This window comes from Nonomuraea muscovyensis (assembly GCF_014207745.1).
GTDB classification, from domain to species: Bacteria; Actinomycetota; Actinomycetes; order Streptosporangiales; family Streptosporangiaceae; genus Nonomuraea; species Nonomuraea muscovyensis.
In genome coordinates this window covers 3,052,476-3,074,617 of sequence record NZ_JACHJB010000001.1, presented here as the reverse complement: position 1 = coordinate 3,074,617, position 22,142 = coordinate 3,052,476, and the positions used below count along the sequence as shown (strand labels likewise).

General features: G+C 70.5%; 18 protein-coding genes. 10 read left to right on the top strand and 8 right to left on the bottom strand.

The window, feature by feature from the left end:
* Position 1: 1 nt before the first annotated feature.
* Genes FHU36_RS46315 through FHU36_RS14595 form a run of 3 tightly spaced genes read right to left on the bottom strand, consistent with a single transcriptional unit; the run spans position 2 to position 4,900 of the window.
* Complete coding sequence (locus tag FHU36_RS46315; protein ID WP_185084214.1) at positions 2–1,861, bottom strand: ABC transporter ATP-binding protein; 1,860 nt, start codon at positions 1,859–1,861, stop codon at positions 2–4.
* Entirely contained in the window at positions 1,858–4,695 is a 2,838-nt protein-coding gene (locus FHU36_RS14600) for a type 2 lanthipeptide synthetase LanM family protein (protein WP_185084213.1), read from the bottom strand. Before FHU36_RS14600 ends, FHU36_RS46315 begins: the two co-directional genes overlap by 4 nt.
* 16 nt (positions 4,696–4,711) lie before the next feature.
* On the bottom strand, positions 4,712–4,900 hold the full coding sequence (locus tag FHU36_RS14595; protein WP_185084212.1) for a DUF6229 family protein: 189 nt from the start codon (positions 4,898–4,900) through the stop codon (positions 4,712–4,714).
* Positions 4,901–4,993: 93 nt separating this feature from the next.
* On the opposite strand from FHU36_RS14595, the gene FHU36_RS14590 reads away from it, so the two are divergent.
* Positions 4,994–5,635, top strand: a complete 642-nt coding sequence (locus FHU36_RS14590; RefSeq protein WP_221495887.1) for a response regulator — start codon at positions 4,994–4,996, stop codon at positions 5,633–5,635.
* Positions 5,636–5,638: 3 nt separating this feature from the next.
* Here the strand turns inward: FHU36_RS14590 and FHU36_RS14585 are convergent, their stop codons facing one another.
* A complete protein-coding gene (locus FHU36_RS14585; RefSeq protein WP_185084211.1) occupies positions 5,639–6,874 on the bottom strand; it encodes a sensor histidine kinase in 1,236 nt (411 codons plus the stop codon).
* Positions 6,875–7,210: 336 nt separating this feature from the next.
* Here FHU36_RS14585 and FHU36_RS14580 point away from each other — a divergent pair, with 336 nt between their 5' ends.
* From FHU36_RS14580 to FHU36_RS14570, 3 genes are all read left to right on the top strand, one after another.
* On the top strand, positions 7,211–7,513 hold the full coding sequence (locus tag FHU36_RS14580) for a hypothetical protein (RefSeq protein ID WP_185084210.1): 303 nt from the start codon (positions 7,211–7,213) through the stop codon (positions 7,511–7,513).
* A 75-nt stretch (positions 7,514–7,588) separates the two neighbouring features.
* On the top strand, positions 7,589–7,951 hold the full coding sequence (locus FHU36_RS14575; RefSeq protein WP_185084871.1) for a hypothetical protein: 363 nt from the start codon (positions 7,589–7,591) through the stop codon (positions 7,949–7,951).
* 136 nt (positions 7,952–8,087) lie between these two features.
* On the top strand, positions 8,088–8,462 hold the full coding sequence (locus tag FHU36_RS14570) for a hypothetical protein (protein ID WP_221495886.1): 375 nt from the start codon (positions 8,088–8,090) through the stop codon (positions 8,460–8,462).
* A 30-nt stretch (positions 8,463–8,492) separates the two neighbouring features.
* Here the strand turns inward: FHU36_RS14570 and FHU36_RS14565 are convergent, their stop codons facing one another.
* Entirely contained in the window at positions 8,493–9,035 is a 543-nt protein-coding gene (locus FHU36_RS14565) for a TIGR03086 family metal-binding protein (RefSeq protein WP_185084209.1), read from the bottom strand.
* On the opposite strand from FHU36_RS14565, the gene FHU36_RS14560 reads away from it, so the two are divergent.
* From FHU36_RS14560 to FHU36_RS14545, 4 genes are all read left to right on the top strand, one after another.
* Complete coding sequence (locus tag FHU36_RS14560) at positions 9,034–9,858, top strand: helix-turn-helix domain-containing protein (protein WP_185084208.1); 825 nt, start codon at positions 9,034–9,036, stop codon at positions 9,856–9,858. The genes FHU36_RS14565 and FHU36_RS14560 overlap by 2 nt on opposite strands.
* A gap of 259 nt (positions 9,859–10,117) precedes the next feature.
* Entirely contained in the window at positions 10,118–11,224 is a 1,107-nt protein-coding gene (locus FHU36_RS14555; protein WP_185084207.1) for a hypothetical protein, read from the top strand.
* Positions 11,225–11,430: 206 nt separating this feature from the next.
* Positions 11,431–13,449, top strand: a complete 2,019-nt coding sequence (locus FHU36_RS14550; protein ID WP_185084206.1) for a WD40 repeat domain-containing protein — start codon at positions 11,431–11,433, stop codon at positions 13,447–13,449.
* A 169-nt stretch (positions 13,450–13,618) separates the two neighbouring features.
* A complete protein-coding gene (locus FHU36_RS14545) occupies positions 13,619–13,762 on the top strand; it encodes a hypothetical protein (RefSeq protein WP_185084870.1) in 144 nt (47 codons plus the stop codon).
* Between the two features lie 226 nt (positions 13,763–13,988).
* On the opposite strand, the gene FHU36_RS14540 is transcribed toward FHU36_RS14545, so the two are convergent.
* Complete coding sequence (locus FHU36_RS14540; RefSeq protein WP_221495885.1) at positions 13,989–14,888, bottom strand: alpha/beta fold hydrolase; 900 nt, start codon at positions 14,886–14,888, stop codon at positions 13,989–13,991.
* 149 nt (positions 14,889–15,037) lie between these two features.
* Here FHU36_RS14540 and FHU36_RS14535 point away from each other — a divergent pair, with 149 nt between their 5' ends.
* A complete protein-coding gene (locus FHU36_RS14535; RefSeq protein ID WP_185084204.1) occupies positions 15,038–15,373 on the top strand; it encodes a winged helix-turn-helix transcriptional regulator in 336 nt (111 codons plus the stop codon).
* 587 nt (positions 15,374–15,960) lie between these two features.
* Positions 15,961–20,886: a HEAT repeat domain-containing protein gene (locus FHU36_RS43495; RefSeq protein ID WP_221495883.1), complete on the top strand. Its 4,926-nt coding sequence runs from the start codon at positions 15,961–15,963 to the stop codon at positions 20,884–20,886.
* Here FHU36_RS43495 and FHU36_RS14525 read toward each other — a convergent pair.
* Entirely contained in the window at positions 20,880–21,509 is a 630-nt protein-coding gene (locus FHU36_RS14525) for a class I SAM-dependent methyltransferase (RefSeq protein ID WP_185084203.1), read from the bottom strand. The genes FHU36_RS43495 and FHU36_RS14525 overlap by 7 nt on opposite strands.
* Positions 21,506–21,985 (bottom strand): MarR family winged helix-turn-helix transcriptional regulator, encoded by a 480-nt coding sequence (locus FHU36_RS44385; RefSeq protein ID WP_185084202.1) that lies wholly within the window; start codon positions 21,983–21,985, stop codon positions 21,506–21,508. Before FHU36_RS44385 ends, FHU36_RS14525 begins: the two co-directional genes overlap by 4 nt.
* Positions 21,986–22,142: the final 157 nt, after the last annotated feature.

The following is a 22,142-nucleotide window of genomic DNA, read 5'->3' as shown; positions in this document are numbered from 1 at the left end:
GTCACCGCCTGGCCGCCTTCCCGGTCTGCAGCGCGTACAGCTCGGCGTAGCGTCCACGCAGCGCCAGCAGCTCGTCGTGCGTGCCCTCCTCGGCGATGCGCCCCCGGTGCAGCAGGTAGATGTGGTCGGCGTGCCGTACGCTCGTCAGCCGGTGCGTGATGAGCAGGACGGTCCGCTCCCCCGCGATCTTGCGAAGCGTCTCGTAGACGGCGTACTCCGCCTTGGCGTCCAGCGGCGCCGTCGGCTCGTCCCAGATCAGCAGGGGCCCGTCGCGGAACAACCCGCGCGCCACGGCCAGGCGTTGCCACTGCCCCGCCGACAGCTCGTGACCGCCCCTGAACTGCTTGGACAGCAGGGTGCTCCACCCGGCGGGCAGGCCGGCGACGACGTCGTCGGCCGCGGCGAGCGAGGCGGCCTCGCGCAGGGCGTGGTCTGCCGGGTCCGGGCGGTCGTGGCGGCCCATGCGGACGTTCGTCCTGGCGTCGTGCGGCCAGCGGACCGGGTGCTGCGGCACCAGGACCACCCGGTCGGCCAGGGTGTCCGGGTCCAGGCCGGCGCTGTCGAGCCCGTCCCACCGCATGACGCCGCTGGTGGGCCGGTAGAGCCCGGCCAGCAGCCTGGCCAGCGTGGTCTTGCCCGAACCGTTCTCCCCCACGAGCGCGATCGTCTGACCTGCGTGGACGGTCAGGTCGATCTCCCGCAGCGCGGGGCGCCGGCTGCCCGGATAGGTGAAGCCGACGCCGTGCAGGGTGATGCGCTCGGGAGAGCGCGGAGCGGCCGTACCCCCGGCCGGTCGCCTCCTGGCCTCGGCGTCGGCGAGGAAGTCCTGGTAGTCCGCCACGTACAGGGACTGCTCGAACAGCTGGTTGGCCGCCTGGGCGAGCTGCCTCAGCGCCGCGGCCGCCACCCTGACGGCGATCACCGCGGCGCCCGCCCCCGCCAGCGCGATCCAGCCGGCGTGCAGCATCAGCCCGAGCACGGCCAGCACCCCGGCCATCGCCAGGCCGCCCGCCGCGCGGCCCGCGGTCCTGGCCCGCGCCATGGACAACCCGACCCGCGTCTCCTCCGCCTTCAGCACGTCCGCCGCCTGGCGGTACTCGGCGAGCACGTACGGCTGGGCCTGGCAGGCCCGCAACTCGCCCGCCGGTTCGCGCTCGGTGGCCAGCTCGGCGAGCATGTCCACCCGGCGGTTCAGCGTGACCATGCCTCTCATGCCCGCGTATCCGCGCTGCGCGGCCTTCAGCACCGCCCACGCCTCCGGGACCACGCTGACCACCAGCAACGGCACCAGCAGCGGGTGCAGGACGGCCAGCCCGGCGGCCGCCGCAGTCACCCCGCAGGCGGCGCCGAGCAGGTCGACGGTGTTGCCCGCCGCGCGGTCGAGGTGGAACAGCCCGCGGTCGCGGGCCCGGTGCAGGCCGTCGTAGAAGTCCACGTCGTCGAAGTCCGCGAGTTGCACGCCGAGGGCGGCGGCGAACAGCCGCTCCTCCGCCGCCCGTCGCAGTGCGGGCTCCAGCCGCGCCCTGGCCAGCTCCACCGCCGCCTCGGCCGCGCCGCGCAGGGCCACGATCGCGGCGACCAGGGCCAGGCCGGGCACCGCCGCCACCAGCCGGTCGGGCGCCGCCCCCGTGGCCAGCAGTTCCTCCAGCACCGCCGTGGTCGCCAGCAGCCCGCTGGCCGTCGCGGCGCCCGCGGCGAGCTGGAGGACGAGGATGGTGAGCGCGGGCCACCGCCCGCACTGCCAGATGAGGCGCAGCACCGGTGCGGTGAGCGCCGGCAGCCGCCGCAGCGTACGCCGGGGCCCGTCCGGCCGGTCCAGATGCCAGTACGGAGTGACCAGCTCCTCCTCCACGTCGCTCACTCCAGGTCCGGGAGCAGGACGGAAGGCACGGCATGGTCCGGGTGCATGCGCAGCAGCTGGTAGGCCACCCCGCCCAGACCGGGCAGCAGACCCGGCGCGAAGACGTCCCTGGCCAGGCCACTGACCGGGCCGTTGGCCTCCAGGCTGCCCAGGATGTGGGCGTCCAGCCGCGCCCGATCCACCGGCGCGACCCCGGCCGCCCGCGCGTGCTCGATCACTTCCCAGGACCCGAGATCGCCGTGGCAGAGCGTGTGGTTCCAGCCGGTGCCGTCGGCCCAGCAGGAGGCGGCGGCGCGCTCCAGCCGGTCGAGCCATCGGGTGCCGCCCTCGCGGGCCAGCCGGTCGGCGGCGACGATCCCGACCCCGCCCGCGCCGTGGCACCACGCGGCGGCGGTGAAGCCGTCACCGCGCAGGTCCACCCAGCCGCGCTGGTCCGGGTCGTAGAGGGTGTCCTCGTAGGCGAACGCCGCCTCGGCGAGCTCCCGCAGACCGTCGGGGCCGCCGGGGGATTCCGCCAGCCGCGACAGGGCCCAGCCGATGCCGGTGGCGCCGTGGGCCAGCCCGCCGAGACCCTGCGGGAAGCGCGGGCTGGGCCAGCAGGCGCCACCCGGGCGACGCTCCGCCAGACCCGCGAGGCGTGCTCCGATCGACCGGGCCAGCTCGGCCCACCGGGCTTCGCCGGTCTGCTCGCCCAGCCGCAGGAGCGGGACGATCGCCCCCGCCATCCCGGAGAGCAGGTCGTAGCTGTCGTCGGCCTCGATCGACTCCGGCAGCAGCTCGGCCAGCGCGAGGGCGCGGGCCGGCGCCTCCTCTCCGGCCACGCCGAAGGAGCGCAGCAACAGCCAGCCCCACACCTGCGAGGTGATCCCGAGGTAGGCGCCGGGGGGCTCCGGCCGCATCCGCATGTCCTCCCGCCGCTTGGCGGCGTCGCGGTCCTCCGCGAGGCGGACGGTGCGCAGGACCGCCTCCAGGAGGCCGGACAGCTCCTCGATCGGCTCGGCCCGGCCGCCTGCCGCCTCCCGGATGTAGGCGGTCAGCAGGACCGCGACGCCGTGTGCCCCGCCGTACAGGTCGGCCGACAGCGGCTGCACGGCCCAGCCGGTGGGGTTGAGCACCGGCGTGATCCAGGTGACCGTGCCGTCCGCGCCGCGCACGGCGCTGTCCAGCACGCCGCGCATGATGCCGGCCGCGGCCGCGCGCCGCCGGGGCTCCAGGCGGTCGGTACGGATCAGGCCGGGCGAGAGCCGCTTGTCCTCCGGCATCCAGCCCTCGTTGAGGTAGGCGCTGACCAGGGCCGCCTGCGCCACCCGGCGGTCCAGGCCGTGGTCGCGCGCCCGCCATCGGGCCACGGCGTCGGCGATCAGGTCGCGTTCCGGGCCGCACCTGGTGCCCGCGGGGCCGCGCAGCACGCCGACGCGCGGAGTGGTGTCGAACATCGGGATGTCACCGTGGCACAGCTCGTCCACCTCGGCGGCGATGATGGCGGGGTCGCCGGGAGCGCCCGGCACGTTCTCCGACATCTTGGCCAGCAGCGCGGCGGCCCTGGCGCGGGCGGGCGCCTCGTCGTGCAGCGCGACGGGATGCCAGAGCATGCGGCCCAGCTCCGCGTACGACTCGGTGGAGCGCAGCACCGCGCGGACCGGGCAGTCGGCGAAGCCCGCCAGCAGCGGCTCCAGCTTGCCCGACCGGTCCAGTTCGGTCAGGCGGCCGTCGAGCTCGTCGAATCCGGCGATGATCACGTCCCAGTAGTGGCCGAGCACCGCCTCGGGGCTGGGATGGTTGGCCGCCGGAGGCAGCTCCACCCGCTCGGTGCCCATCCGGGGGTCGTCGGTGCCCGCGCCGAGCACCACCGGCAGCTCGACCTGCGGCTGCTGGCCGGGCAGCGCACCCGCCGCCGACATGTCGACGCCCCGCCAGCCCAGGGCCACCCCTCGTCCCGGGAGCAGCCCGGTGCGCATCACCGAGGTGTCCACCAACTCCACCGCCAGGTCCACCGCCTGGCCGTACCCCGAGGGGCGCGCCGTGGCGTGCGGGGTGAACAGGGACTCGCAGTCGACGACCACGGGGTGCGGTCCGGCGGCGATGAGGTTCTCGGCGTGCAGGTCGCTGCCGCCGAGCAGGCGCATGAGCGCCAGCCAGTGGCCCATGCCGCGGTAGAACGCGCGCAGCTCTCCGGCGTCGGCGCAGTGACGGTGCTCGATGTGCTCGGCCCAGCCGTACCCCTGCCGGGTCACGACCGCGGGCACGCGCATGGTGGAGGCGCCGAGGTGGGTGAGCAACTCGGCGAGCGCCGCGTCCACCGCCAGCGAGCGTGGCTTGTAGAGGACCCGGCCGTCCTCGCCGTGCAGCACGACGACCGTCTGTCCGCCCCGGTGGCTGTCTCCGGCGCCGAACTCGACGCGGTCCAGCTCGCCCGACGGTGCCGCCGGAAGCGCGGCGAGCGCCGCGCGGTCCCCGGCGAAGCGTTCGGCGAAGCGGTGGGCGGCCTCGCATCGATGGCGTATCACCGTCGTGAGCCTGGCCATCATGCCGGGGTACGGCCCCGCCAAGCCGCGCCAGAACGCCGGTTCGGCGACGCTCCGTTTCCATTCCTCCCATCGGGCGGCGGAGTCGGCGGCGGTCAGGCGCCCGGACAGCCGGGCGGCGTTCAGCTCCAGCACCAGCACCCTGGTGATCCTGCGGCGGACGTCCTCCTCTACGGACCGCGCGGAGCCTGCCAGGATGGCGGCGCGCTCGGCCACGGCGAGGCCGGTGAGCGCCCCCAGCCGGGCCTCCAGGTCGGCCAGAGCCGGTCCGATCAGCGGGTCCAGCGGAGGGTCGAACTCACCGGCCATGTGCTCCCGTCCCCGCTCAGCAGCAGTAACGGGTGTAGGAGCCCGAGCAGGCGGTCCCGCACTTGCCGGAGTAACCCGGCCCGGTCATGGTGATCTCGGACTCGACGTACATGCCGGGCAGCAACGGGCCGACCGGGCTGTCCGGCTCGTCGCCCGACCTCCAGGCGGCGATGATCTCCTCGGCCCTTTCAAGGGTGATGGTCATGTTTGCTCCCTTCTCGGACTTGGCGCCATGATCTGTTGCCGGGCCCGGGACCGGTAGCCGCCATAACTGCGTCCTTGACATGACATGTCGGATATGAAAAAGACAGTCGTGATCACCGTTTCTGTAGTGGACGACGACCGGATGCTCATCGAGGGGCTGGCCGCCTGGCTGGCCGGCGTACCCGACGTACGGCTGACCGGATGGGCCGCGACCGTCGAGGAACTGCTCGCGACGGAGCCGGAACCGGCCGACGTGGTGCTGCTCGACCTGCTGCTCGCCGACCGCTCCGACCCCGTGGACAACCTGCGCACGCTGGTGCGGCTGCGGCGGCGGGTGCTCGTCGTCAGCGTGGTCACCTCGGGCGACATGGCCAGGCAGATGATCCGCGCGGGAGCGGGCGGGTACCTCACCAAGGACCACGACCTGGCGGCCCTGGTGGCGAAGGTCCGGGAGGTGGCGAAGGAGGAGGTGGCCATCTCCCCCGAGCTGGCGCTGGGCTGGCTGGCCGACCAGGACGCCGATCGGCCCGCCCTGTCCCCGCAGGAGCGTGCGGTGTTGCTCGCCTACGCCTCGGGCATGACGCTCATCGCGGCGGCCCGCAGTGCCGGGGTGCAGCCGGGGACCGCCAGGAACTACCTGGAACGGGTCAAGGACAAGTACCGGAAGGCGGGCCGTCCCGCGTACACCAAGCTGGACCTGGCCGCCCGCGTCAGGGAGGACGGCCTGGCCACCTGAGCCCTACGCACGGTCCGGCCACCTGAGCTGCACGCACACTCCCTCGCCGGGAGCCGCGATGATCTGCGCGCTTCCGCCGATCTCGCGCATGCGCCCGACGACCGACGAGCGCAGCCCGTAGCCGGGCTCGACCCGGCCGGGATCGAAGCCCCTGCCGCGGTCGACCACGCGAACGGTGACCACACCGTCCACCGCGACGGCGGTGAGCCAGGCCTCCCGCTCCCCGGAGTGCCTGGCCACGTTGTTGAGCGCCTCCGCACCGGCCTCAGCCATGGTCGCGGCCACGTCGGCGGGCAGGTCCTCGGGCAGCCCCTCGGCGGCATGGCGCACGCACAGCCCCAGCGCCGCCGCCCTGGCCACGACGCGGGCCAGCGCGTGGCTCAGCCCGGTGGCGGAGCCCGCCTCGTCCTGCAGGATCAGCGCCCGCACATAGGAGGCGTCGGCCGCGCACCGCCGCCGCACCTCCTCCGTGTGGTGATCCAGCCCTCCTCGGGCGATCGCGGTCAGTGTGGCCAGGACCGTGTCGTGGAGCTGCCGGTAGTGCGCCAGCCGCGCCCGCTCGGCGACCCGCTCCGCCTCGGCCGCCAGCCGCTGATCGGCCACCTCGTCCAACCGCGTGGCCTGGGCGGCCAGGTAGCGGCGGATGAAGAAGACGATGACCGCGAACCAGACGTAGCTGTTGACCCGAACGGCCAGCTCCAGCGCGGGCGGGAAGCGCTGGCCGAGATCGCCGGCGTGCGCGACCGCGTAGACCGCGATCGGCGGCAGCAGGGCGGCGAACTGGACAGGACGCCGGCTGACCGCGCCGATGAGCGCTCCTGTCGCCAGCAGGGCGTGCGAGGACCAGTTGGACACGCACGTCCCCGACTCGGGCAGGCAGGCACCGGTCACGCCGACCATGAAAAGGCAGGTGGCCAGGACGTCGATCACCACGGCCCGGGGCGCGAACCAGCCGCGCCGCGCGACCCAGTGGAACAATGTCACGTTCCACACCAGAGCCAGGGCCAGCAGCACCGCGTTGCGGCCGCGGTCGGAGAAGAGCGCCTCCTCGGCGAACAGGCTCGCGCACGCGGGCAGCAGGTAGCTGAGCCGCTGCAGCATCAGCAGCATCGCCACGAACCGGTGCACCCGCTCGCCGCTGGGCCTGGCCGCCAGGAACAGCGGATCCCGCCAGCCGAGCGACTCCCGCCCGCCCCCCGGGGCCTGTCCGGCGGTGTCACGTGCGGGTGGTGGCTGCATGTGGAGTGACGCCCTTCTGCCGAGCCGGCTTCAAAGATCCATCGAGCGCGTCGTGATCTCAAGCGCGGGCCGGATACGGACGTCCAAGTCACCGCAATAGCGCATGCCGCGTTCCACGATGTGACGCAGAGGCGCAGCACGCCAAACCCGCCAATCCCCAAAGCCTCGCCAGGCCGCGACATTCATATGGCAATATCCCTCGAATGGCGCACTATCACCATATACACAGAAAGAACGGCCATTGTCACTTCATTCCCCACGCCCCTCCTCATAGCCTGGCCGTATCGCCGCGACTGCCGAACGAAATGCGCAGGCGCCGATCCTGAGGAGAAACCCATGGTGAGCACACAACGCCTCATCCTGCTGAGCGCGACGCTGGTCGCCGCCTCCGCCCTGGTGCCGGCCGCGGCCTCCCAGTCCTCGGCCGCAACCGGTTCAGCCCGTACGGCGGCGACGAACGTCTCACCGGCGACCCCGAGCCCCGAAGAAATGCCGAAAGAGTACTGGAGCGCCTACAAAAAGGGTTACGGCGACGCCAAGGACTGCGACAAGGGCGCGGGCTTCTCCTATGACGGAACCGACTGGGACCGAAAAGGCTGGGTCGACGGATACAACGCCGGCCACGAACGCTACTGCTAGCCGGTTGCCCGCGTCCTACACCCAGCTCACACGGCGATGACCCGGCGTCGTCCTCCGGATCCAGAGGTACCCGAGGTGGAGGTCCGGCACATCGACCACCCCAACCCCACGGCACAGGGCGACATCTTCTGCGACGGGAACCACCTCGCCCACGTCAACACGGCACTCCACGAGATCGGCTGGCTGCCCGGCAAGGGGTGGAACCGGCGCACGGCGCGAGCCGGCCAGACGCGGACGCGGACCCTCATCGAGGTGCTCCCCATGCGGGCCGCGGGGATCCGCCGCTTCTCGGCGTTCACCGGCGAGGAGTCGGCGTTGACCGGCGAGGAGGAGTTCGTCCTCGCCCCCGGCACGCAACTCGAGGTGACGGACGTCAGACCGAGCGCGGCGGCCTGTGCACCGTCACGCCGGCCGAACCGACAGCACCTGGCGGCGTGAGACCCGTCAGGGGGCGATCGTGATAGATCGGGGCAGCGCTAGCATGTGCGCCATGCATCCGCCGGCGCCGCCCACCCCATGGAGTCAGCCGCCCCCACCCGGTCCCTCCGGGGCACAGGCGCATCTCCTCCTCGACGTGAAGCGCCACTGGCTCGGGTTCATGCTGGCCATGATCACCCCGACGATCGTCATCAACGGCCATCCGATGCCGGGCCGGTGGGGCCGCAACGCGATCCCGCTTCCGCCCGGCCAGCACCACCTCAACGTCCACCTGCCCTATCTCCTCCCCGCACAGATCGGCCCCGCGGACCTGACGATCTGGCTCCAGCCCGGGACGGCGCTCGAAGTCGAATACCGAGCCCCCCTGTGGGCCTACTCCCGAGGCGCCCTCGGCCCCGCCCCCCAGCCATGGAACGGGAAGGGCTGCATGATCACCCTTCTGGCGGTCGCGGGCGGCGGGCTGGCACTCCTGCTGGCGCTGGTCGTCATCACGGCACTCTCACTCAGCTGAGCGACCCCGGGTGCGGATCACCCCGTCCAGTCACCCCGTCCAGGCCGGATCGCGGCCGATGAGGCCGAGCAGGCGGTCGAAGGGCGGGGCATCGTCCGGCACCGCCACCGGCGGCCCGAAGGCACCGCGCTGCCTGCCCATCTCCGCCATCTGCTCAGTGAAGTGCAACGCCCGCGAGACCACCTCGGGGTCCGGCTCGTACTCCTGACCGGTGGCCCTGGCCAGATCCCAGCCGTGCACCACCATGTCGACGAGGTACATGTGGGCCAGCGCGGTCATCGGCAGGCCCATGGCGGGGCTGGTCCCCTCCCACGCCTCGGGCCGCGACCAGGCGGCGAGCGTGCGCTCCGTACGCTCGGGGAAGTCACCCGCGTAGGGCCCCTGCTCGACGCTCGGCCCCCCGCGCCCCAGCGACTCGAACAGCTCCGCCACCCACTCAAGGTGGTTGACCAGGTCCTTGACGTCGAACTTCGCGCACGGCGTCGCCGACCCGAACTGCTCGCGCCGCACCCCACGCACCAGCCCCGCGGTCCGTTCGGAGGCGCGCGTCATCAACGGCATCATGTCTTCCATGGCAGCAAGCGTGCCCCGCCGGTCCGAGTCACGGCTTGTAGAAACGCGACAGCGCGGCTGGGTCAACCCGTACGCGGGGCTCAACGCCTTCGATTTCGCCCACCAGGCGCCGTCGCCCGACATCGCGGCGTACGTGGACCACTTCTGGGTCGTCACGTGGACCGACCTCGCCGAGCCGTACGAACAACGCATCGTCGCGCACCCCACCGTGAACATGACGATCACCCACGACTTCCACCGGATCGCGGGAGTGATCAGGGGCGGGTTCTCCTACACGATGCGGGGCAGCGGCCGCGTGCTCGGCACCCGCTTCCGCCCCGGCGGCTTCCGGCCGTTCCTCGGCGGCCCGGTGTCCCGGCTGACCGGCCGCTTCGTGGAGATCGGCGAGATGTACGGCCCGGCGGGCGCGACCATGGTCGAGCATGTCCTGGCCGAGCCCGATGCCCGGGCCGCCATCGCGCTCACCGAGAAGTTCCTGCTGAGCCTTTCGCCGGAGCCGGATCCGCTGGCGGAAGAGGTCGCGGCACTGGTGGCGGTGGTGGAGAACGACGTGTCCGTGACCAGGGTCGACGAACTGGCCGCCCGATCGGGGCGCTCGGTGCGCTCGCTGCAACGGCTGTTCCGGGACCATGTCGGCATCGGCCCCAAGTGGGTGATCCGCCGCTTCCGGCTGCACGAGGCCGCTGAGCGGATCCGCCAGGGCCTCGACCTCGCCACGCTGGCCGCCGAACTCGGCTACACCGACCAGGCCCACCTCACCCGCGACTTCACCGCCGCGGTCGGCATGCCACCCGCGACCTACGCCCGCCTCACCCGGGCCTGACCTTCGGGACCGCGGTCGATGCGGCACCCGCTTCAGCGGTGGGGCTGCACGATGATCCGCAGACGGCTCCTAGCTATGACCCCGAGAAGCGGCCGTGCGATGAGTGCGGTGGCAGAGGACGTGGAGCACACCATCGAGGAGACCCTGGCGCGCCACACCCACGAGCTGGGGCGGGAGTCGTCAAAGCGGCTCACCCTTGATCGCTAACATGTAGGTATATACCCTGTCCCGGACCTACGCTGCGGCATGGAGGGCTGGCATGGGCGAGTTCGATGGGATCGACGTGAATTTCTCGGCACCTATGGGCGCCGCCGAGGATTCGGCGTCCATGCGGACGGGATTCAAGCTGGCCGCCGACGACCTGTCCGTCGCCAAGCTACCCGTAGTGGGGATGGGGGTGGTCGGTGAGCTGTTCCGCTGGAAATACAACGAGGCTGTCGAATCGGACTTCGATAACGCCCTACGCGGGTTGAAAGCGGCTCATCAAATGGGTGTCGCGTTCTACAACAACGGCGTCATTTATGCAGACGTCGAGAAGATCACCGGCGCTCAGATAACCAACCTCAAGCGCGATGTCGGCGAACTATTCGAAACGAACCCACCCGCCACGTATCAGCCCGCCGAGCCTTCGTGGATCAAATCGAACCAGCACGAGGGTCATTTTGAGGGAAGAAACCCCCTTCGCACCATGGCCACATCCGCCGCACTCCTCACCGTAATGGACTGGCACAAGATCAAGGGACCGGTGTCACAACTGGCCAAATCGAGCGCTGGAATGTACGCATTGGGCACATTCGCCTCGAGGATGACCGTGCAAGGTCTCATGGTCATGGCACTGGCCGGTCTGTTCGTCATCCCCTCCGACGAGGCGATCGACAAGGCGCTCTACGCCTACGGCGACGCGCGATCCAAGGTCAAGGATCTCAGGGATGCCGCGTCGGCGATTCCTGGCCGATTCGAGACGTGGAAGGGGCCGGCCAGCAAGGCGGCCGAAACTCGCCTGGAGGACTTCAACGAGGCGCTCAAGAGGTATGAGGCATATCTGATCATGCGTACCGACACCCTCCGCGTCACGGTCAAGGCGCTGGACACTGCGTATGCCGTGATGCTCGGAGTGGTGGGCGCCCAGGTCCTGCGAATCTTGGTCCTCTTCGCTCTCTCGACATACAACCCGACGCTTATTGCGGCGAAGGAGGCATCGGCCATGCAGCTCGCTGCGTCGTTCGCCGAATTCGGGAAGAGGGTGAAGGGAGTGTTCTTGTCCGCGGGTATCGCCATGGGTCTGGCAGGTTCACTGAGCCTCTTGGGAGAGTTCGACACGGAAGTCATCGGTTACGGGGAGCAGAAGCCGCTGCCGAGCCCTTGAGGTTTTCTCAGCGAACCGATCTCTGCGGCGTTGCGCGGTTCGGCTCAGCGAGGTGCTATCAGCGAAACAGTTCAGGCGAATTGGGATTTGTCGGACGCCGCTGGTGGCGAGAGCGGTTCCACTCGGGCCGCACCTGACCGACGGCAGTCAAAGGCGGGCGCTTCCTCCGCTGATCTTTGTCAGGGGTGGCGGCTAGCATGCCCGCCATGTCTTCTTCTCGATCGGGCGCGGCCCGGATTCCGTTCACGAAGAATTCCCAGTGGACTTTGACGTGGACCAGTCGGCCAGCGAGTGACCTGGCGTTCGGCGAGCCGGTCGGGGTGCCACGAACCGGCCACACCGATCGGGTGTGGGCGATCGCGACCGCAGTCGTGGACGGGCGGCCGGTGGCGGTCTCCGGGGGTCGCGATCGGACCCTACGCCTGTGGGACCTGACGTCAGGTCAGCAGATCGGCCAGCCGTTCACCGGTCGCGCCGCCTACGACTACGTGGAGTCGCTTGCGACCACGGTCCTGGACGGCCGGCCGGTGGCGGTCTTCGCCGGTGGCAACAACGGAATCGTACGAGTGTGCGATCTGATGTCCGGTCAGCAGGTCGGCGAGCCGTTCAGAGGTCACACCGATTGGGTCGAGGCGGTTGCGACCGCGGTGGTGGACGGACGGCCGGTGGGAGTTTCCGGCGGCCACGACAAGAGCGTGCGCATGTGGGATCTGAGGACGTGCGAGCAGATCGGCGAGCCGTTCAGAGGTCACACCAAATGGGTCACAACGATCGCGACCACGGTGGTGGACGGCCGGCCGGTGGCCGTCTCCGGCGGCCACGACCGCACCTTACGGATGTGGGATCTGAAGTCGGGCCGACGGATCGGCAAACCACTGAGGGGCCACACGTATCACGTGGAGCTGGTTGTGACCACGGAGATGGACGGGCAGCCGGTGGCGATTTCCAGCGGTGCGGACGACGGAACTCTACGCTTGTGGGATCTGAGGTCACGCCAGCAGATGGGCAATCCGTTCAGAAGCGACACCGGTTTCGTGAAGGCGATTGCGACCACGGTTCTCGACGGGCGGCCGGTGGCCGTTACCGGCGGCATCGACGGACATGTACGGATCTGGGATTTGGAGTCACGCCAGCAAATCGGCAAGCCGCTCACCGGGCACACCGATCATGTTCGGGCGATCGCGACGACGGTGGTGGATGGGCGACCGGTGGCCGTCTCCGCCAGCGACGATCACACGGTACGGATGTGGGACCTGTCGTCAGGGCGGCGAGTCGATGAGTCCCTCAACCGCCACACCGGCTATGTCTCCGCCGCCGCCACCACGGTGCTCGACGGACGTTCCGTTGCCGTGACCGGCAGCTACGACAAGACCGTCCGGGTGTGGGATCTGCCTACCGGCGAGCAGGTCGGTGATCCGTTCACCGGTCACACCGACATGGTCACCGCGGTTGCCACCGCGCTCGTCGGCGGCCAACCGACGGCGGTCACCGGCAGTTCCGACAAGGCCGTCTGCGTATGGGATCTCCGCTCGGGGGCGCAGATAGGCGGGCCGTTCACCGGTCATACCAACGCTGTCTGCATGGCTGCCGTAGTGGAGTTCGATGGGCAGCCGGTGGCCGTGACCGGCAGCTACGACGAAACGATCCGCATGTGGGGCCTGAACACAGGCGAAGAGATCGATGCATCCCGCGCCAGCCGGCGGCGCTGCACGCGCGCAGTCGGCGCCACCACTCTCAACGGCCGACCAGTCGCCCTGACCGTCACCCAAGACGGCACCCTCAAGGTGCTCGACCTCACCACCAACCGGTCGACCACGACCTCCCCCGCCGATCGGCACGGCGAATCCGTGCAGAACCTCGCCGTCACCACCATCGGCGATCGGCCGGCCGCGATCATCGCCAGCCGCAACAGCTCAGACCCCGTGAAGATATGGGACCTGGCCACGGGCGACGCCCTCGGCGAACTTCCCACCGGAGCCACCGGAGCCGTCGCTGCCGCCACAGTGGACGGTCAACCCGTCGCTGTGACCACCAGCTATCAGACGGTACGCGTATGGAAACTCACCACCCGCAGGCAAATCGGATCCGACTTGCACGTCCCCAAACCCGTAACAGAGGTGGCCATCAGCGTAGACGGACACGTCATCGTCTGTTTTGACCGTGACATCGCCGTGTTCACCCATACCCCGGCGCCGCGCGAACATCGAGGTGATCCCAGCGAATAGTTCGGGTTGCCGGGGTCTCTTGGACGCCGTCCGTGGCGTTCCGGGCCCTTCGGGAGGAGTCACCGGAGGCCGAAAACAGGCGTGAAGCCCCTGGTAGGAAAGGTCTCACCACAAGATCGTGGCCACTGAACCAGAGGCTTCACGTTGGTGACCTGTGCCGCCACGCTCGATGTCCCGCGCCACATCGTCGAGTTCCTCTCCCGTCCGGGAGCACGGCTGCGTCCGCTGTCTGGCCCGCGACGCCGGCATCTCGCAGGCCACCAGCTACCGCTACCTGCACGAGGGCAAAGACGTCCTCGCCGACCCTCGGTAACGGGTTCAACGGTACGACCTTCGGACGCCGCAGAACTCATCGCGGCTCGCGTGATCCCTGGACCGAGGTGACGATTACGGACCAGGAGTCGGCCGGGAGCGCACCGCCTGGCAGAGCTGGTAGGTCCCGCACCGATGATGGTGATCGTCTGCAAGCGCCTGCGGCGCCAAGCGCGCCTCCGCGGCGATGCCACCGTGGAGGCGCGCGGGAACCGTCATCTGACCGTTCAGATCTTCTTGCGAAGGAACTCGAGCACGAGTTCGTTGTAACGGTCCGGCTTTTCGGCCGGGACGATGTGCCCGGCCCCTTCGACGAAGGCGGCCTCAGAGCCTGCGTTGCTTTCGGCGAGTGCGGCGCCGATGGCGTCCAGGGTCTGCTGGTCCATCACGACGCTCTTGTCCTCGGTGCCGTGCAGGTACAGGGTCGGCTGGCTCGGCAGGCTCCCCCACAGGCGGCCGTGCTCGGCGGCCCATTCCGGCGTGCCCATCTGCTTGGGCCCGAAGTTGGTCCGGTAGAGGTCCAAGGCCGCCCGGAGCCGGGCGGGTTCGCCCAGGGCCTTGCGCATCCCGTCGATCTCCTCGCTGGCGTCGAAGTCAGGGGCGGTCCACTTGTCCTGCAGGCCCTGCCGCAACCAGGCCATGTCGTCGGCGGCCAGAACCTCGGTGGCCATGTCCATCTGGATGAACCAGAAATGGTTGAGGTTCTCGATGCCCTCGAAGGTGTTGGCGTAGGCGGCGAAGAACGGCAGGGGCGGGACGTCGCTGACCACGAGCCGCGACCACCGCTCCGGGGTCGTGGCGGCAGCGGACCAGGCCATGCCCCCGCCCCAGTCGTGCCCCACCAGGATCGCGTCGTCGCCGCCGCCCAACTCCTGGTGCAGAGCGTTGACATCGTCGACGAGGTCGCTGAGCAGCATGCTGCCGTCCGCCGGAAGCGCGGTGGGGGCGAAGGCTCGCATGTTGGGGGCGACGGCCCGGTAGCCCGCTGCCGCGAGGGCCGGGATGAGGTGGCGGTAGGTGACGTCTCCGGACTCGGGGAAGCCGTGCAGCAGCAGGGCCAGTGGCCCGTTCCCCTCCTCGGCGTAGGAGAAGTCGATGCCGTTGGCGGTGATGCGCCCGTAGTTCAACGTGGTCTCCGTGCTGGTGAAGTGATGAGTGATGCCGCGGGATGGGCCCCTCCTGCGCATCACCGATCCTGCTTTCCTTGCAGCACTTCCGACAAGTACCTACTATTTGTTCAGGTACATACCTTTTCTTCAGTATGGAAGGGCCCAGGATGAAGAAGCGCAGCTACTCGTGCGGGCTGGACGCCGCCGTGGACGTGGTGGGCGGCAAGTGGAAGGCGCTGATCTTGTGGGGGCTGCACGACGGCCCCCGGCGCTTCGGAGAGCTACGCAGGGCCGTACCGGGCATCAGCGAGAAATCGCTGATCATCCAGCTCCGCGAGATGGAGCACTGCGGCCTGGTACACCGCGAGGTGTACCAGCAGGTTCCGCCGAAGGTGGAGTACTCCCTGACCGATTTCGGGCAGTCACTCAACCAAGCCCTCATGCCCCTGGGCGAATGGGGCGAGAAGCACATGCAGACCATCGAAGCGATCCCCGCGGCCTGAAGGGGTGCTGTCACTGCCGCCTGGCCGGCTGACGCGACCCTTCTGATGATTCGCTTCACCAGTGAGGCGACCGTCAACTGGCAGGGCAGAACCGCAGGAGGAAAGTACGCTCGACCGGCACCTGCTCCCCCGCCTGCCAGGGTGGCCGACAGGTCCACGTCGGCGGCGGCAGCCTCCTCGAACGCGCCTTCGAGGCCATCACCGTAGGCCTGGAACTGTCCACCCACGTATGACCAGGCCGGCGAGCGCACAGCGGGCGGGCCGCATGGAGGCCGTTTCGCTACGCTTGGCGCTGTTTGATGGCTGGATGGAGTTGATTGCGCGTGACGTCGGGCGACGATGCGGTCCTCACCGCCATCCGCCGCGCTGATGCGGAGCGGCTGTCAGCCAGTCTTGATCCGTTGGGGTGCCCGCCGGCCATCCTGCGGCTTCTTGTCAGGCATGAGGATCCACGACTGCGGGGACTGGGCCTCGTATGCCTGGCCGAACGCCTTGACGCGAGACGAGAGGAAGATCGTTCCGAGCTGGCCGGATTCGCGGCGTCGTTGCCGGGCTCGCCGGCTGGTCCGCCGGAGGCGGCGCTGGCCTTGGCGCGCCTTCACTTTCGGCTGCGAGCCTACGTCCGGCCCCGGCCCTGGCCGGAGTGGCGCGGGGCGGATCTGCCGGCCCGGGTCCAGATCGCCTGGCTGAGCGCCGAGATCGCTGACCGGCCTGAGGCCCTGCGGGACGAGCCCGTGGACGAGCTGCTCTACCAGGCCGTCCGTGGGGTCGGTGCGGCTGACGTGGACGAGCCGGAGAGTCTTGCCCGGGAGTTGTCGGACCGGCTCGATCCGGTGTTGCGGGCGGAGGCCCTGCGGGTCACTCGCGAGGCCGTGCACGCCGGCCTGCTGGCGCCGGCACGAGCCCGGACGCTCGTGGTGGGGCTCACCGGATCGGTCGCCGCGGAACCCGTCATGGACGCCGCCACGGCCGGCCTCGCCGCGGCAGCGCTGCGTGAGCTGTCGGAGCCCTGGGCCGCGGTGGACCCCCTGCCCCCGGAGCACCTGTACCGGTTCCTCGAGACCGGGCCCGGCTCCACCGTCTCCGCGGTGGCCGACGCGGCGATCGAAGCCGCAGCCCACCACGGGCATCAGAACCTGCTCAGCGACGTGGCCACCGACCGAAATCGGCCCCCAGCGCTCCGACGGCGCGCGCTGGAGCTGCTCGGGGAGCTTGCCGGCCGCGACGACATCCGCGACCTCGTGAGCCTGGCCGGCACCGACCCGCTCCTGCTCGCCGGGCCGGCCGTCCGGTGCCTGCGCGGCCTGCACCGGCGTGGGCACTTCCCGGCAGGCGACGACGCACCGGCGATCGTGAATCTGGCCATCGCCGACCACTCGGTCCCTGCGCACGAGGTCGCCACCATCTTGTTCACGTGCCGGCGCGAGACGCTCCAGGAGCTGACGACGGCTGCCGTGGACGATCCGCACTGGCCACGGAGGCTGGAACTCCTGGTCGCCTTGGCCGCTCAGGGCACCGGCGACCTGCCGGTGGGTGAGAAGGTCACTGATCTGCTGCGCACCGCACCGGATCCGCCACCGTTCTTGCGCGCGATCCGCGCGCTGCGCCACACGGCCGCCGAGGAGGCCGTCCTCGCCGCGCTACCACGGTCGCCGACGGCGGCACTGGAGGCTCTTGAAGCCGTGGGCGGAGCCCGGACGGTCACGGCGCTGCGAGACGGACTGAGCCTGGACGGACGACACGGCGCAGACACTGTCGGCACTGTGGTGTCCTACCTGCGACCGGTTCGCCACCGGGCCCTGGAGGTGCTGTGGCATCTCACCGAGGACCCTGACCGGCGACAGTCGATCCTCGTTCGGCTCGACCCTCGGGACCTGCCTCACCGAATCGCCGCCGATCTCGGCGGCCCGGACGAACGAGAACTGGCGTTGCTCCGGGCGGGCCTGGACCCGGACAAGCCCGTGGCCGCCCTGTGCACGCTGGCGCGCAACGGCAGCTCCAGCGTGGTGCCTGCCATCGCCGACCTGCTGCTGCGGATCGTGTCCGACCTTGCGGCCTCCTGGGCGCCGGGCGCGTACGGCGGCAGCGGCGAACCGGCGGTGCCGCCGGAAGTCGTCGCGGCCATCGGTGACCTCGGCGGCCGACTCCACGAAAGGGGGAAGATCCGGCCGCGCTGTCTTCTGGACGCCGCCGACGCCCGGGAGGCCGGCGACGCGCTCGTCGCGAGCATCGCGCTCGATCTCCTGGACCGCCCCGCGCTCATGGCGGCCGAGCAGATGATCCTGCTCAGCCTGCTCCTGCGGACCTCCCACCGCGGAATCCGGTCACGAGTACATCCGCTGCTACGCCACCGTGACCGCCACGTCCGCAAGCACGTCATCGCGCTCCTCGCCCGCGACGCCGAGGGCGAGGACGCACAGGCGTTGTCGGCAAGCCTGATCCCGCTCACCACCGCCCCCGACGTACAGACCGTACGGCAGGCGCTGCTCGCGCTCGGGCACGCGCGCGCGTGCTGGGCCGCAGCGGCGATCGCGGCCTGTCTCGACCATCCCAACATGAACGTCAAGAAGACCGCCGCGACCGCGCTGATCCGCGCCGGAGCCCCGGCGGCCGTGCCGAAGCTGCTGTTCTGGCTCGGCCGGCACGACAACCCGGGCCTGCGTGCCACGCTCGTCGAGGCGTTGCGGGCGATCCTCGGCGACGCCTTCGCCGCCGCCGTCGTCGCCGCGGCCGACCGCGCCGGCGACGACCGTACCCGTGTCCTGCTGCTGGGCGGACTCGATGGCTCACTGTCCGCCCGTGCCGTGGGCGCTCTGGCCGACCAGGGGTCACCGGCAGGGGCCACGTTGCTCTCGCTCGTCGCCGCGGACCGGCTCGCACTTGGGTCGGGTACGCCTGCGGAGCTGGCCGACCGGATGGCGGCCCACGGCATCACGCCGCGAGCCACACCACCGGTCACCCCGCCGGACGCCGGGCTCGACGCCCTGGTGAGCCGCGGCTGGAACGTCGAGACCGCACGGCGCCTTGTGGAGAGGTACGAGGGGGACCTCGGCGAGCCGGCCGTCGAACGGCTGAGCCGGCTCCGGCCGATGCTGGCACGTTGGCTGGAACTGGCCGCCGACGGGCCGGAAGATCGCGGTCGGGTCCTGCGGTTCACGCTGCGGCTCTGCCCGCCGCCGTGGACGGCCGGCGAGACGGAGACCTTCGTCCGATCGGTGCGGACGCTGGTGGCCGGGCTGGCCGACATCGGCGGTGCTCACCGCGACCGTCTCCGCGCACTGCTTGACGACACGCTCGTGCGGTTGTCGCCCGCCGACGCGTTCGACGTCGCCGCGCGGATTCGCGCGCTGTCGTGGGAGGCCGTGGGAAGCCGGTCACCGCTGACGCTGCTGCGTCGCTGCGGCGCGGTGTTGACGCGCGCCGATCTCGGGCGGGCGCTGGCCGTCGCCCGCGCGGGCGCGAACCCGTGGCTGGCTGAGGAGGAGGTGCTACGGGAGGCGTTCGGGCTGACGCGACCGGTCACCGCCACCGCATCGAGCGGCGGTGCCGAGGCGCACGAGCGCCCCGCCGCAGGCCGATGGAGGGAAGCTCTCGCCGCGGCCGCCCGCACGCCCGACGCCCTCCGGCGATTCCGCGTCGCCGACCGGCCCATGAAAGGTCTCGACTCCCGCGAACCTGATGCCTCTCACGGAGACCGTGCCCGTGCTGGTCGCGACGGATGCCCACTGGATTCGCGCGAACAGCTCGACGCGCTGATCGGGATCTTCCCCGCCGCCGGCCCGGAGGTGCGCGACATCCTTCTCGACTGGATGATCGAACTCCAGCCGATCGACGCGCCGTCGTGGACTGTCGCGGAGGACGCCCGCCGACGTGTGTCAACAGTCCGCGCACCAGGTCCGGTTGATCGGGGCCAACCCCGCTCGGCGGTCCTGTGTGAATGCCTGCTGGAAATGCTGGACGATCCCGTACAGGATCAACGCGAGGCCGCGGCCCGCGCCCTGCTGAGCTGGCCCGAACCCCGGTTCCGGCTCACGGTGCTGCGTGCGTTCCTCAACGGCCGGGTCGACCTCACCGTCACCGCGGACCTCGCGCATGCCCTGACGCTCATGAGTGAGACCGAGATGCGCGAGGCCGGCGAGCATGACTCCGGCGCCGACGCGGCCTGCGAACGGATCGCCCGCGTCGCCGCCCATCTGGCCCCGCCGAACATCGAACGACTCATCCCCCTGTTGCTGTCATGGTGGGAACACGGTGGCCCCTCCCTTCGCGCGTCAGCCGAGCGGGCGTTGCGCAAGGCGGCACCCGACGTCCTGGCCGAGGCCCTGTCCAGCCGTCTCGAAGCCGGCGCCTGGGGCCTGATCGATCTCATCGCCGGGGTTACCCTGCTGCGTACCCCCGCGTTGGCACGGGCGCGCCGGCGGCTGGGCGAAGAAGGACGAGCCGACCTCGCCGACAGAATCGTGCTGGCGGACGGGCCGCTACGCCCTCCTCATGCGGCCCAGCAGGACGCCGCCGCTCTCTCGGCACTCCGCGGCCGAACGCGTGGCCCGCAGGCGGCCGCACGGGAACATCAGCCGCCCCGGGCCGAACTGCTCCGCCTGGCCCGTACCGGCGGCCCCGAGCAGATCCGCCGCGCGCTGACCCTGCTCGCCGAGCGTTTCGACGACGCCCCTGCCCGCCCGCGCCGACACGACGCGGACCAGCCGGCGGATCGCGATCCCGAGCTCGAGGAACTGCTCGCCGAGTCGCTGAGCCATCCCGAGGCGAGAGTCCGGCTGCACGCCCACCGGATCTCCCGCAAGGTGATGAACCACGGCGACTACCTGGAACAGACCTCGCTCCTGCTGCACGACCGGCAACCCGACATCGTGCGCTCGGCGGTCAGGACCTTGTGCCACGCTGCGTGGAAGCCGGCCATCCCCGCACTGGTCGGCCTGCTCACGCACTCCGACCCCGCCGTCCGAAGGGCCACCTCCGACGGGCTCGTGCTCCTCGGCGCGCCGACGATCCCTGCCCTCAGGCACGCCGCCGGCAAGGCACGCCCGGACAGACGGCACCTCTACACCACCGTGCTGGAGAAGATCACGACCACCCCCGAGGACAGGAGCACGGTGAACAACACCATCGACAAGATCGCCTGGATCCACCTGGACAACGGCAGGATCCTCAGCACCCGTTCACGAGGCAAGACCGTCTGGTACATCCCCGGCGGCAAACGCGAACCCGGCGAAACCGACCTCGACACCCTCATCCGCGAGATCGGCGAGGAACTCTCCATCACCATCATCCCCACCACCGCCACCCACGTGGGCACCTACCACGCCCAAGCGCACGGCCACGCCGACGGCATCACCGTGCAGATGGCCTGCTACACCGCCGACCATCACGGAGTACCGACACCCAGCAGCGAGATCGAGGAAATCACCTGGCTGACCTACGCCGACCGCGACCGCGTATCCCCGGTCGACAAGATCATCTTCGATCACCTGCACCAGACCGGACGACTTCACTGACCAGGCGACTGCTTACGCGCGTCGACGCGTTCGATTGCGCCCATGGTCAGGCGCTCGGTCTCCTCGATGGTGACGCCCAGGCCGCGCAGGGTGGCGATGGGGCGACGGGTGTAATGCTCGCCCTGCAAGGGGACGCTGACCAGGTTCACGGCGTGCTGGAGTGCGCGCAGTGGCCAGAAGGACGCCGCGACGTGGTCGGCCAGCAGCAGGCGCCCCCCGGGCCGCAGCACGCGGAGCGCCTCGATGAGAGCGGCGCGTTCGTCGGGGATGCAGCACAGGGCGAAGGTGCTGACGACGGTGTCGAACGTCGCGGCGGGGAAGGGCAGCGCGGTCGCGTCGGCTTGGTGGAGCCTGACGGCCCGGTGGACCCGGTCTGCCCGCCGGCGTGCGGCGTGGACCATGGCGGGGCTCCAGTCGAGGCCGGTCAGGTCGACGTCGTCGGGGTAGTGCGGAAGGTTGGCGCCGGTGCCGATGGCGATCTCCAGAGTGGCGCCGCGAGCCCGGCCGCAGACCCAGCGGCGGCTGTCCGCCAAGAACCGGCGTTCGACCCCGGCCGATCTTCTGTCGTAGGTGGCTGCCTGCCGGTCCCAGTAGCCGACGAGAGCTCTGGATGACCGGTTCACCGTGCTGAGACCCTCGGTGCGTGAGCGCTGTGAGCGGGGGAGGCGTTGAGGATCTGCGAGAGAGCGGACTTGACGTCCTGGAGGCGGTCGGGCCCGACGATGGCATCCCAGCGGGCCTCCATGTCGGCGAAGTAGGTGGCGCTGATCTCGGCGGCGCGGGTCCCACGGTCGGCATAGACGACGACACGGCCCCGGCCGTCGGTCGGGTCAGGGACGCGTCGGACGTAGTCGCGCTGTTCCAGGTAGCCCACGAGTTCGCTCATCGCCTGAGGGGTCATCCCGGCTCGGCGGGCCAGCGTGGTGGGGCGGGTGCCGTCGCAGTCCATGAACCGGAACACGTTCAGGCAGTGGGTGGGCCGCAGATCCCCGTGTCCGGTCTCGACAAGCCGCTCGTAGAGCTCGTCGAGGATCAGGTTGAACGCCTGCCCGATGAGTTGTGGCAGGAACGGGACCGCACTTGTTGTTTCTTCGGTCACCTTATAACCTCACCTTCTAAGGCTACTTGAATACTTCCAGCCTAGCCGAAGGAGGCGCCATGCTCCAGCCTCCCCCCTCCCCCACGAGCGACATGACACCTGCCCAGAACGCCGCACCGGGCGAGACGTGCGTCGCCGACTGTCAGCCCATCACCGG

Coding starts and splice junctions, on each gene's coding strand:
- FHU36_RS14600 (WP_185084213.1), bottom strand. CDS start 4,695: ATGGCCGGTGAGTTCGACCCTCCGCTGGACCCGCTGATCGGACCGGCT.
- FHU36_RS14595 (WP_185084212.1), bottom strand. CDS start 4,900: ATGACCATCACCCTTGAAAGGGCCGAGGAGATCATCGCCGCCTGGAGG.
- FHU36_RS14590 (WP_221495887.1), top strand. CDS start 4,994: ATGAAAAAGACAGTCGTGATCACCGTTTCTGTAGTGGACGACGACCGG.
- FHU36_RS14585 (WP_185084211.1), bottom strand. CDS start 6,874: ATGCAGCCACCACCCGCACGTGACACCGCCGGACAGGCCCCGGGGGGC.
- FHU36_RS14580 (WP_185084210.1), top strand. CDS start 7,211: ATGGTGAGCACACAACGCCTCATCCTGCTGAGCGCGACGCTGGTCGCC.
- FHU36_RS14560 (WP_185084208.1), top strand. CDS start 9,034: ATGGCAGCAAGCGTGCCCCGCCGGTCCGAGTCACGGCTTGTAGAAACG.
- FHU36_RS14565 (WP_185084209.1), bottom strand. CDS start 9,035: ATGGAAGACATGATGCCGTTGATGACGCGCGCCTCCGAACGGACCGCG.
- FHU36_RS14555 (WP_185084207.1), top strand. CDS start 10,118: ATGGGCGAGTTCGATGGGATCGACGTGAATTTCTCGGCACCTATGGGC.
- FHU36_RS14550 (WP_185084206.1), top strand. CDS start 11,431: ATGTCTTCTTCTCGATCGGGCGCGGCCCGGATTCCGTTCACGAAGAAT.
- FHU36_RS14545 (WP_185084870.1), top strand. CDS start 13,619: ATGTCCCGCGCCACATCGTCGAGTTCCTCTCCCGTCCGGGAGCACGGC.
- FHU36_RS14535 (WP_185084204.1), top strand. CDS start 15,038: ATGAAGAAGCGCAGCTACTCGTGCGGGCTGGACGCCGCCGTGGACGTG.